The organism is Streptococcus sp. HMSC067H01 (assembly GCF_001814775.1).
Classification (GTDB): Bacteria; Bacillota; Bacilli; order Lactobacillales; family Streptococcaceae; genus Streptococcus.
Window position 1 is genome coordinate 231831 of sequence record NZ_KV817781.1, and the last position, 12891, is coordinate 244721.

Consider the following 12891-nt stretch of genomic DNA (forward strand, 5'->3'; position numbering starts at 1 on the left):
AAATGAAAAAGTTGTGGAAACAGCTAACTGATAGCCCTTTATTAAAAGCTTTTTTGCACTACTATCAAGCCTCCGATAGTGAGTTAACCAGCGTTGCTGTTGCCTACTATTGGCTGATTTCTATCTTCCCCTTACTCATGATAGTGGTCAATATCTTGCCCTACTTTCAAATTCCTATCTCCAACTTTCTACTGACTATCAAGGATTTTCTCCCTGATACTATCTATGAAGTAGTCGCGAAGATTGCCAGAGAAGTTCTGACTCAGCCATCAACTGGTTTACTGAGTTTTGCTATCTTATCAGCCCTCTGGACCTTTTCAAAATCCATGGATTTTCTTCAAAAAGCCTTTAATAAGGCTTATGGCGTAGCAAAAAACAGAGGAATCATCTCTCATCAATTGATGAGCCTCTTGGTTAGCTTTGGCCTTCAAATTCTCTTTGCACTTGCCTTATTCCTAAGTATGTTTGGCCATATGTTATTGGACTTTCTTAAAAGCCACTGGCAAGTTGAAGGCTCAATATTGAGTTATCTTCAGGACTTTACGGGTCCACTCATCTATGCTCTCCTTTTTGCAATCTTGATCATGCTCTATTACTTCCTTCCCAATGTTAAAGTAACTCGTATTCGTTACATTCTACCAGGAAGTGCTTTTGTAGTCTTAACTATCGTCAGTTTATTAAATATCTTTTCAGTCTATTTCAATAATTATGTCAACTACTTAGTAGACGTCCGTTTTTTCAGTTCTATTATCGTAGTCGTCATGATGTTCTGGTTCATTCTGATTGCCAAGATATTGATTATCGGTGCAGTGATTAATGCTAGTGTGCAAAGTCTCAAAGACCCAAATTTTGGAATAGAATAAAGATTACGAGAAGGGACAAGTGATTCCGGACTCACTGTTTATTAGCAATCAAACTATGAAGCCGTAGATGATTGGATTTTTTGGTGAAAAATTTCATTTTTACTATCCATAACCATCAAGAATCAAATGACTTGTTGAAGCCTCGTGGGTCTGGACTAAGAAATCGAGACTTTGTCCATTGATTACTGTCCCACCTCCTTTCTTAGATCTTCAGAAATTCACCACAAATAACGGAATCAAATCTGTCTATAGATGACTATTATTTTATAAAACATAGTTAAACCAGGGAATTTACCTTCCATTTATCGATACTTTATGATACAATAATGACATGATTTTAATAAAATTAGCTTCGATTTTGCTTTTGGTATTAACCTTAGCTTTGGCGGTTATCATCAGCAAACTTTTTAAACTAAAGAAGAAGGGCATCAACTTTGCTGATTTAGCTTTCCCTTGTTTAATATTTGAATATTATTTGATTACGGCCAAGGTATTTACTCATAACTACCTCCCCGTATTGGGAACGGCATTATCACTACTTGCCATCATTTTAGTATTTTTCTTTCTTACAAAGAAACGTAGTTTTTACTATCCAAAGTTTATCAAATTCTTTTGGAGAGCAGGATTTCTACTAACCTTGCTTCTCTATATCATTATGATTGTTCAAATCTTTTTGATGAAATAAACTTTAATAGAAGAAACAAAATTAGCCAGCACCTCTTGAGTTTGGCAAGGAACCATGAACCTTTGAGGTGCTTTTTTAATGAAATTTTAAAAATAGGGATTATTATAAATAAATAGGAGAATAATCAAGTGAAAAAGACACTCATGGCTAGTGCCATCACACTTTCAATTTTAGGATTTACAACAAGTCCAAGCTACGCTGAAGAAAACAAAGTCAAGCCTGCCACTGCAGAAACCACTGCTAACCAAGGAAATAAAGACAAGGTCGAAGATAGTAGGCTTCCTAAAAAAGAGGAGATTACTGCTACTGAAGTTAGTCCAAGTTCAGCTCCAAAAGAGGAATCACCTGCCCCAAAAATCAAAAATGACGGATGGTCAGAAGAAGAAAACCAATGGCGCTTCTATGAAAATAATAAGCCTGTGGTCAATTGGAAACAAATCCAAGGCAAATGGTATTTCTTTGACCAAAACGGCAATCGTCTGAGTAATACGACCTTTGATGGCTATGTCTTTGATAAAGATGGAGTCATGGCTAGTGGTGGTTGGAGCAAACTAGAGGACAATTGGTACTATACAAATTCATCTGGTAAGATTTCCCAACAGAAATGGGAAAAAATCGGTGGTGTATGGTACTACTTTGACAAAGACGGGATTATGCTTAGTAACACCGTTTGGGATGGCTATCTCTTTTCTAAGAGCGGAGCTATGGTTAGCCAAGGTTGGTCCAAATTAGAAGATAAATGGTTCTATGCCAATGCCTCTGGAAAGATTTCTCAAGACAAATGGGAAAAGGTTGGCGGTTCTTGGTACTACTTCGACAAAGACGGGACTATGTTGAGCAACCGACTCTTCAATGGTTATCTCTTTTCAAGCAGTGGAGCTATGGTTGAAAGATCATGGGTTAAGTTAGATGAAAAATGGTACTTTGCTCAAGCATCTGGTCGTCCTTCACGAGATAAATGGGAAAAAGTTGGAAGTTCTTGGTACTATTTTAACAAAGATGCCACTATGGCAAGCAATCAATGGCAAGGTAGTTACTATCTTAAAGATAGTGGGGCTATGGCTTCGAAAGAATGGATTTTCGATAAAAATTATAATAGTTGGTTTTACTTAAAATCTGACGGGACTTATGCGGCGCGTGAATGGATTGGTTCCTACTACCTCAAGTCTGGTGGTTATATGGCTAAGAGCGAATGGATTGACGACAGCTACTACAAAGCTCGCTACTATGTAGATGAAAATGGAGTCTATGTTACAGGTACCTATAAAATCGATGGAAAAAACCAGCAATTTCAAAGTGATGGAAAATGGCTTGGTGAAGTACCTATAAGTCGTGGATTTGAAAAAGGAAAATATACGAAAACTGTTTTCTTAGATCCAGGACATGGTGGAAAAGATCCTGGTGCTGTTTATTATAACACTCAGGAAAAAGACCTAACCATGCAAATTTATCAAAAACTACGTAAGGAACTCCAGGGTCTTGGTTATACCGTTCTTTCTTCGAGAGATAGTGATGTCTATGTCGACTTTGTCACTGAACGTTCAAAAATGGTTAACAAAACGGACTCCGACATGTTCATCAGTATTCACTTCAATGCAAGCGGGAATCCTGCTTCAGGGAGATCTGGTATTCAAACTTACTCTTACGAAGAAGACAGTGGCTATCGTGCTAAGATCAATCCATACTGGCATAACCACCCTGACCGTATCAGTGAAAGCAATCGCCTTGCAGCAAATATCCATTCCTCTCTCCTAGCTGAGACAGGTGCTAAAAATGCTGGGCTTCTACAGAGAAGCTTTGCAGTCCTACGTGAAACTGATAAACCAGCAGTCTTACTCGAATTAGGTTATATGGATAATTTTGACGAAAACCAACAAATCCGTAATGAAGCCTATCAAGATAAATTGGTAGCAGGTATTGTTAAAGGTATCCAAAAATATTACGCTGGTCAATAAGCCAAAAAGAGGCTAGGACAAAAGTCCTAGCCTCTTTTTGATGTTGGATTGTAGAGCAAGACGCAGTGGTTGAGTGGGCTCTTCTACGCTGATTTCATCAGCTTTTACAGCCCTACTCAACTGTGCGGAGGTGGGACGACGAAATCGAATTCTAACGAATTACCGATTTCTGTCCCACTCTCTTTATCTTACCCTAGATCATGTTTTTGATCTGGAAATAGAAAGCTTAAGCCAATACAGGCAAGTACTCCTGAACCAATAACCAAGCCATTCGAAATAGGAAGTAGATCAAAAATTGAATTTGCAATGATAAAGGCAATAATCAAACACATCAGACTAGACTTATAATCTTTTTTCACTAGATTTTCAAGAGTGAAAAATAAAAATAAACCTACTGGAAAGAGGGGCCAGATATTGACATCCAAACTTGGCCATCCTACAAAACCAGAATACAAGACTGCTACTGCAACTACTAAAAAACTGATACCTAATACTTTTTTCATGATGCGACCTCATTTTCCGTTTTACTTGGGATTTCTTTCCCTTTACACCAACTACTATAGCAAAAATAAAAATAGTCAACAATAGTTTTTGCCTATGTGGTCACCTTCCTTGACTAAGTGGTCGGGAATTTTATAAAAGAAAAAGGAATTAAGCAACCAAACGCTACTTAATTCCTTGAAATTATCTCATCACCTCTATTAACCTTTAAATTTTGATAGACTCTATTTTCTAATCAATATTGTCAATACTAACCCTTTCAATCAATTCATTACTTACCTAAACTAAGTCCATTCATAAATCCAAAAAGGGTATCAATATCAAAGCAAACTAACTAATTGAGTTAAAAATGGCTATTTTCACAAAACTGTTTCATCATCACACTAGCTAATCTCAGTACATAAACCATTTTTTTATCTATAGCTTTTGTCTTAATCTTGATCTTTTTTCTTCAATCCAAGAAATGCACCTACGGTAAATATTATTCCGGCAACTAATAACGTGAAGACTTCTCTAACTGTTCCAGTTTTTGGCAACCTATCAGAATTGTTAGTAGTTGATTTACTATCGATATCGGTAGGTTTATTAGCTATGCTCTCTTGTTCATTAAGATAAACTTCCTTCTTATTTTCAAAGTTTTTATCAGGAACAATACTGCTTACATCATTAGTTGAATCAGATTGTGTTTTTTCTTTCTTTTTCGATACATCAAAAGTAGGTTTATTTTCTTCCTCCTTTTTCTCCTCTATTTTCTTGAATACAGGTTTTATAAGGGTATCTTTTGATAGATTAATAACATAGCCAGCGTCTTTTTTCCCTTCGACACCAGAAATTTCCCAACCATCAAATTGATAGCCTTCTTCTAATTCACCCTTATAGACAGGTAAAATGAAATCTTCTTCCGACACTATCTTAGAACTCATTTCTTTTCCATTTTGAATGGTCACAGTTACCATCTGAGGTTTTAGTTCGCTCACCTCTCCCGTATCTTTGTTTAAAATGAATTCTTTTACGGTTGTATTTCTTGCAAAATCTTTTACAACAATCTTAATGTTTAGTGTCTTATCTGTTAGTTGTTTAATATCATCAAATGATTTGTATTCTTTTCCATTTACATAAATATGTTTGTCTTGAATCTCACCATCGAATCCATTATTTCTTTTATCATTGATGTTAAAGACAACAGATTTTCCGTCAGCATATTCAATACTAGTATTTCCCTTAGGATCAATGTTTACTTCTGGTTTAACATTATCATATAAAAATTGATAGTGTACTCCAACCGCTTTCGCATTCAAATCGCTATAGCCAGTTTGAAGATAAACATTTCCATCCATATCTGTTACCTTATCTGGGAATCCGTTTGCTTTATAGTCTTTCATTCCCCAGTCCATGATGTCACCGTCTTTAACATTAAGCTTAATGTTAAAATCTCTAGTGTTATCAATGTGTAAATCTCCGTAGATTAAATAATTATCTACAACAGATTCATTAACTCTCAACTCCCAGTTAAAACCACCCTTATCAGAAATCTTACCTCTTAAATAAAATTCTGGATTTCGTACATAAATTTTATTAGATTTAGATGGATTAAAGTAGTTCTTGTCCATTGAAAGATTTACTGGTTTTGCATCAATAAATAACGTAGAGCCATCTTCTTTTATAGCTTCTACATTGGACTTATCCTCTCCAGTGTACTCTTTACCATCCTTACCAAATAATACCAGTTTAGAAGGATCTGTTACAAGATTTCCATCTTTATCGATTGCCTCCCCTTTATCGTTCATTTTAAAGGTAAACACTTGATATTTTACAATGTTAAAGCCGTCCAAAGCCGACATTAATACTGATTGAGTACTTCTTCCATCTTCAACATTTCTACTATCAGCATAAATTATTTTTTCTGAAAGGACTCTTAGATTAGGATTTGCCTTTTTTATTTTAGCTATATCTTCCTTGCTATAGACTCCATTTCCTTCTAACATATCCGTTTTTCCAGGATTATAGGTAGTCACTTTTAGTGCATAGCCTTTTCTCAGAATGATGTTATCCTTTAATAGATATTGTTGTTTTTCTGAATCAGAATAGATTTTACCAGATTCCATTTCAGTTAAATTGTTTGGTTTATTCTTTGAAAGATCTCCTTCTCCTAATTCTATTACATTCCCATAACTTGATGCATACGGATATTCTGTTTTAGTTTCCTTATTTTTTTCAGGCATTCTAATTTTAGTTTCAGCTTTTATCTGATCATCATCTTTAACAAAGAATCTCATATCTCCTGCAAAAGCTAATCCATCCACAATATCATTAATATTAGCGTATAAATCAAATGTCATCGTTTTTGAGTTGGAATCATACTTGGTCGTTTTGATTTCTATAGATTTATAGTTATTTCCATAGTATACCTTGGCATTTTTAGAAACATTACTTATCTTTCCAAGAATTTCAAAGTGTCCATCTTTAGACGGGCTTAGAACACCATAAATTTTTGATTTGATTTCGTCAAGTTTTTCAGTTTCATATTGTAAGGCACTACCATCGTCATAAGCAATGATATTTCCCTTATCATCGTATTTATAATCGTATTCCTCTGTTCTCTTACCAGTTTCACTTGTAAAGTCATCAACTTCTCTAAATTTCTTTTTAATAAGTTTCTTTAAGTCTTTGCTTTCAAAAGCTCTAATTGTTGAAATAGTTTTATGAATAGTCAAGCTAGATTTTTCTTCGATAGACTCTTCATTTTCTTGATGATGTTCTACTTCAGTTGTATCTTTTTTAAGACTATCCTCTTTTCTATTTTCTAAATTTTTAAATTTAGATTCGGAAATCTCGCCAAGCTTTTGGTATTTAGATGAATCTTGATCAGGATCTACTAGATAATAGGAAATCATCCCCTTTTCATCAGCATGATCAGCAAATTTAATTCTATGAATCTTTGTGAAATTGCTAGAGCCATCTAATGCAATGACTTCAATGATTTTTCCTCTTAAATCTCCTGCACCATTAATTTCATAAATGGTATTTCCGTCTTTGTCAAGTTTTCTATTTCTTCCTTGACCCTCACCTGCATAAGTTACTTCAAGATTTTTCTCAACCTCTCCATCTTCATTAACAAGAGCGGCGCCAGCATACCAAACTTCGTTGGCAATCTCGTCAAATTTTTCAGGATGTTCTTTCTGATCTCTCGCAAATAAAGTTTCATTCTTGTATTGATCTTTTACCTTGTGATAAGTATCCTTTGTGATCAGCTTAATTTTTTCAGGATTTGAAAAATCAATCGAAACAATCTTAGGGGCTGTGTTATCAATTTTTACAGGAATATAGGAAACCTGCCATGGATAATCTTTAGTTAATCTATATTTAAATTTATAGAAATATTGACCTTCTGCAATTGGTTCAAATTGACCTCTTATCTTAGTAGCAGGATCTTTGGTATCCTTGCTTTCTGGTGCATTTTCTTCTCTACCTCTAGGGTTATAGATGAGTCCATCCCATTTCAAATCGCCCCAAACTTTTAGTTTTGAAGATTTGATTCCCTTTGCATCATTTCTCTTAGAGTTTAAAATTCCTTTAATAAAGTGTTCTCTCGAAATGACTTTTAAGTCGATTTGATTTTCTCCCTCTTTATTTGTATTTACTATTGAAATCATTCCTTCTTCTGCACTTCTTAATACAAGTGGAGAAGGTGTTAACCCTCTTTCAAGTTGAGCATCTTGAGGATTTCCATTTGAATCTAAAGGATAAATTTTAGCAATATTAGAACCACTTGATGATGGTGCGTTGATCCCTTCGTTATTGAAAGCAAATAATTCTGGATTTTGATCTAGAGATGTTGTATTTTTATCTTTTCTATTTTGTATAACTCCTGCTGGATTAAATTTATCTATACCATGTTCTCCACCAATTCCCTTATTTAAGGTTCCTGGAATTTTTGGTTTACCATCATCATCATAACCTTCCATTGTTTTTGATTTTGAACCTTCTTCCCAGGCCCATTTATCAAGGATTGGTTCGTGGTTCCAATTCCCAGCAAATCCCATTAGAGGCATCGATAAAGAAGGTTGGAAATTTGTTTTCTTCCCGTTGGAGTTCAGAGCTTCCATTTCTTCCACTGACTCAAAATGAATAAATGATTCTACAAATTTATTTTTATTTTTAGCCTCTCCAACGTTTATAACCGCATTTAAATCAAAGCTAGAATTTGGGCCTATAGTGAAAGTGTCATGCTCAAATGTAATATTTGCATCTTTTACTTTCTCTGGGTGAATTTCTGGAACAATTTGCTTACCATCTGGAGATTTTTCATCTTTGTATGTTTCATCCAGTTTGAGTCTATCAGTTAGAGCATCTGTAGTTACCGCTGATGCTGAAACTTTAAAGGTTAAAGGTCTGTTTGATGTATTGTGAAGCTTAATTGTAAAGTATTTTTTATCTCCTTTTATTTCTTTAAGAGAAATAGAACCATAAGAGTTTACCAAACCTTTAGAATCTGTGTTTTTGAAAGTCGCTACAACTTCATTTCTCAAAGCATTGGCAACATTAATTAGCCCTGCTCCCTGTTGTCTAGGTGATGCAAAGTATTGACTTTTTTCTTTCCAAGAAGTCGCATCCATCATAGGCCGTGCAGTATTTTGTAGGGCAATTTTTGTAATACTTGTAAGGTCTATTTTGTCATCTCCCTTAAGATTTTTCAAGGCAGGTCTTTCAAGCATTTCCTTTAACTTTGGTCTAATCAAAACAGTAGAAGCTGCCACGATTGGAGTTGCCATACTAGTCCCTGACATATAACCATAAGTTGATTTCCCATTAATGACATTGAGAGTGGATTTAATATTTTTACCTGGTGCTGAGACATCAGGTTTTAAAAGTAAATCTGTTCTTGGCCCCCAAGATGTAGATCCTGCTGGAACTATGACATCTTCTTTATACAATTCTTTGTCTGTGTCAGGTGCAAACTTAAAGTCAATCTCTTTTTCGTCACCTACATTCGGTTTATTAGAATTATAGCTTTCCATATCAATTGGATAGTATTGCTCCAATTTATCTTTGAAATCTTCCTTACTATTTCTTTTAACCTCAGTTTTTTTATCAGGATTAATCATGTTCCATAGCTTTACACCATCATCTCCTGAAATTGAAAATACTTGACTTTTAGTCCCTTCATCCGCTTCATATCCCATAGCTGGAAGCTCTGTCCAATTATCTCTATTGTAGTAATTGACAGTATTTACAACCATAATGGCGCGTGCGCCCTTATCCGTTGCTCTTTTAAAAGCATCTTTTAAATCCTTGGTATAAATTCGATCCATTACTGCAATTTTGCCCTTAAGATCCAATCCTATCAAATCTTGGTCTTGACCTTTGCCTATATATACAAAGTTTAATTTACTAGGAGCTTTTGAACCGTCTTCATTTGTTGTGATTTTATTCTTATCGAAAAAGGCCCCTATATTTCTGTATTTAAAATTTTCTCCACCTATGTTGACTTTATCAAACTCAACTGTCTGATTTTTAGCAGAAGCGACTGCTATCGCATCTTCATGTGCTGCAGTTCGCGTTACATTTCCAGTATCTGTCATTTTCAGATTATTATTTGCCACTAAATCCCATGAAGAACTTGAAGCAGAAGTCGCATAGTTACCCGTAGCTACAACCATTGGAATGCCTGCTTTTCTTAACGCTCTAATAGCTTCCCAATATTTCTCACCTACAAGACCTGTTCCTGTAAAGCCAGATGATACCGAAACAACATCGACATTGTGTTTGATCGAATCTTCAATAGCATGAAACATTGTTTCATCTCCTGCGAAGCCAGATCCTGCGTCAGAGTACATTTTATAAGAGAAGATCTGTGCATTAGGAGCAATTCCATCTATTCCATTAAAGTTCTTGATGTCTTTTTCAGTATCATTTCCCGCAAGAATCCCTGCAATATGCATCCCATGTGGATCAAAATAATCGCTCCCATCATCAGCTTTTTCTACAGTTATTTTACCACCATTATAATAATTGAACGCATGAGGGATTTTATCACTCAACCAGAAATTTTTATCAGTACCTTTTAAGTCTTCTTTTTTGAATCTCATTGAGTCTTTAGCATCATCATCAATCCTCATGGCCTTATGCCTATAATCTATCCCGGTATCGATATTTGAAATGACCATACCTCTACCATCAAAGTTTTTCCCAAATGGTGCATTGATAGATTTTAGGTAATCAATAGCTTCCTCAACTCCAATTTCTTTTCTAGCATGATTCATCATAGGTTGGACTTTTTGTGACCTTTCAAGCGATGAAATACCTTCTATTAGTTTAATTTTGTCCAGATTATCTGGAGTTGTTTCTATTGAAACACCATTAAAAACCGTATCATAAGTATATAAAACTTTTGTATCCTTAAGATTGGATAATTTCTTGATTGCTTTTTCTCCAGATTCTTTATCTTTAAATTCAGCAATATAGACAAGTTTATCCTCTTTTTTGGGACTTTCTGGGTCTTTACTCGCAGTAGAGTCCGCTTTATCTTCTTGGGACTGATTGGAATCTTCTTTGATTGTTGCTTCTTCATTGCTAGTTTTATTATCTATCTCAGGATTTTTACTAACAACTTCTTTTTCCTCAATAACTGTTGTTTTCTTCTCTTCAGTATCCTTTGAAGTTTCTATAGCATTATGAATGTCTTCATGTTTTTCTTTGTTTTCTTTTTGTTTACCTACTACTTTTTCTTTATCAGAGATATTTAAAGCATCTTCAGAACTAGGTGTATCTGCTAGGATTACCTCATTAGGGACATATGCTGCTAAAATAACTGCAGCTGTGGTTAATGACAATACTGTACTTTTTTTCATTTTAATTCCTTACATATTTATTTAACTTCCAATAGATAGAAAACTTTAACTTTGCTAGCCTTTGTTATAAAAAGTTTTACTAAGTATTATCTAGGAAATAGAGTAGTACATTTATATATAATTGTTAGCTCTCCATAAAAATAGTATATCATTTAAAAAATTTAAGTCAAGAAAAATTAACGTCTATTAATTTTATTTTTAACACATGTTAACAAATGCTCTAATCAATAAATATTATAGTTAACTGGGTACAATATAGACTCATTTCTACCATCAAAAATATTATCAATCAACTGGAATAACTACCAAAATCGCAAAAAGGTGTATGGATAGAATTTATGTCTTAATAAACATGCAAAAACAACCGCAATAATTTTCAACGGTTGTTTGTAACATACTTAATTTTTAAATCTCATCCTGTCTTATCTCCTACGAACCTGCACTTTCGTAGGCATCCAATCCCCTGTCCCAAAGTTTGAGGGAAATAACAAAGAAAACAAGGGAAATCAGAATCAAACCACCAATATTAAAGAAGACATCCTTGTCCTGCAAGAAATAGCTGGCAGGATAGTAGGCCGTAAAGGCAAAAGGCACGATGAAGCTAATTAACCAACGAAGGAGCGAATTGTAAATAGAAATCGGGTACTTGGCAAAGTCATTAAACATATAGAAAATGTAAATCATGGCACCTGACTGCTTGGTCCAAAAAGCGATGCTGGCTGTCGCGATTTTCAAAGAAGTATAAATCAAGGTCGCAAAAGGAATGCAGACTAGGAAAAGCAGGAATTTAGGAAGAGTCCAGGCAATGCTAGCCACCGTTGTCGCTAGTAAAATTCCACCGACCAAGAGTTCGCCCAAGGCATCAATCTGAAAAGTTTCGACTAGAATGTGAAAGAGGGGATTGATGGGACGCGTCAGGTACTTGTCAAACTCCCCTTTTCGGACTAAGCGCTGTCCCAGAGCCCAAAGATTGTCAAAAAAGAGATGGTCAAAGCCCTTAGGAATCAAGGAAAATCCATAAATAAAGGCAATCTCTTGAAAGGTCCAACCTTCTAGCGAGGGGATGTGTTGAAAGAGTACATTGAGAAACAAGAGGTTTATGCCTTGAGTCAGAAAGACTCCCAACACACCAACCACAAAATCAACCTTGTATTCCATGATTTGCTTGATGTATTGTCTGATAAAAATCAGATGCATGCGTTGATATTTTTTCATACTAACCTCCTTGAATGGTAATAAAAGACTGGACTCGTTTCCAAATCAACTGAGACAAGCCCACCATCACCAAGAGCCAGAAGAACTGTAGCAAAAGTGCTTGAAGAATCTGACTGGCATCGTATTTCCCAACAATAATCATGACCGGAGTGTAAATTAAGGATGAAAATGGCAATAAGGAGAGAAAATCTGAAACCACCTTTGGAAAAAAAGTTAAGGGAATCAAACTGCCAGACATAAAGGCTACTATTGAAGTCTTGAGTAGATTGGAACCCCATAAATTTTTAAATACAAAGGCTGAAAACCCAAAACAGATATTAAAGAAAAAATTAATCAGATAAGCCAGAGTTAAGCTAAAGAGATAAAGGACAGTTAATCCTAGCACTTCTACAATACCTTGCCCAGATAAGATTTTCATCAACACAATGACACTTAAAAATGGCAATCCAACAGAGATAAAAATCAACCACTTGGAACCAAGCTCCGTAAAGAGGTAAGAAGCCGTAAAATGCACTGGTCGCAACAAGCGCATGATAATGGAACCATCCTTGACCTCCTCCCCAATCATAAAAGAGCTATCTGACTTGGTCAACAGATTGGTCACAAAACTCATGATGATGTAGAGGGTGATATCTGCCATACTGAAGCCCTGAATCAAAGACTCTTGCGAGGAGTCAAAGACTGCCTTCCAGAGATAAAAGGCCACAAAAGCCCCCATGACATCGCCTATCCGATAGAGAATAAAGTTGACTCGGTAGGTAATCAACTCCTGAACTCCTGCATTGATAAAGGGTTTATAACGTCTCCACAATTTGACCATC

Annotated in this window: 7 protein-coding genes; 3 read left to right on the top strand and 4 right to left on the bottom strand. The window is 35.3% G+C overall.

Annotation, left to right across the window (positions count from 1 at the left end; genetic code table 11):
• Positions 1-2: 2 nt before the first annotated feature.
• From HMPREF2987_RS02490 to HMPREF2987_RS02500, 3 genes are all read left to right on the top strand, one after another.
• Entirely contained in the window at positions 3-863 is an 861-nt protein-coding gene (locus HMPREF2987_RS02490; protein WP_075229192.1) for a YihY/virulence factor BrkB family protein, read from the top strand.
• Positions 864-1194: 331 nt separating this feature from the next.
• Positions 1195-1548 (top strand): DUF3397 domain-containing protein, encoded by a 354-nt coding sequence (locus tag HMPREF2987_RS02495; RefSeq protein WP_075229193.1) that lies wholly within the window; start codon positions 1195-1197, stop codon positions 1546-1548.
• Positions 1549-1676: 128 nt separating this feature from the next.
• A complete protein-coding gene (locus tag HMPREF2987_RS02500; RefSeq protein ID WP_075229194.1) occupies positions 1677-3503 on the top strand; it encodes an N-acetylmuramoyl-L-alanine amidase in 1827 nt (608 codons plus the stop codon).
• A 188-nt stretch (positions 3504-3691) separates the two neighbouring features.
• Here HMPREF2987_RS02500 and HMPREF2987_RS02505 read toward each other — a convergent pair whose 3' ends face one another.
• From HMPREF2987_RS02505 to HMPREF2987_RS02520, 4 genes are all read right to left on the bottom strand, one after another.
• Positions 3692-4006: a LiaF transmembrane domain-containing protein gene (locus HMPREF2987_RS02505; RefSeq protein ID WP_075229195.1), complete on the bottom strand. Its 315-nt coding sequence runs from the start codon at positions 4004-4006 to the stop codon at positions 3692-3694.
• A gap of 429 nt (positions 4007-4435) precedes the next feature.
• Complete coding sequence (locus HMPREF2987_RS02510; protein ID WP_075229196.1) at positions 4436-10855, bottom strand: S8 family serine peptidase; 6420 nt, start codon at positions 10853-10855, stop codon at positions 4436-4438.
• Positions 10856-11284: 429 nt separating this feature from the next.
• Positions 11285-12070, bottom strand: coding sequence for an ABC transporter permease (locus HMPREF2987_RS02515; RefSeq protein ID WP_075229197.1), 786 nt, complete (start codon positions 12068-12070; stop codon positions 11285-11287).
• Position 12071: 1 nt separating this feature from the next.
• The gene (locus HMPREF2987_RS02520; protein WP_075229198.1) at positions 12072-12890 is read right to left on the bottom strand and encodes an ABC transporter permease; all 819 of its coding nucleotides are present in this window, start codon (positions 12888-12890) and stop codon (positions 12072-12074) included.
• Position 12891: the final 1 nt, after the last annotated feature.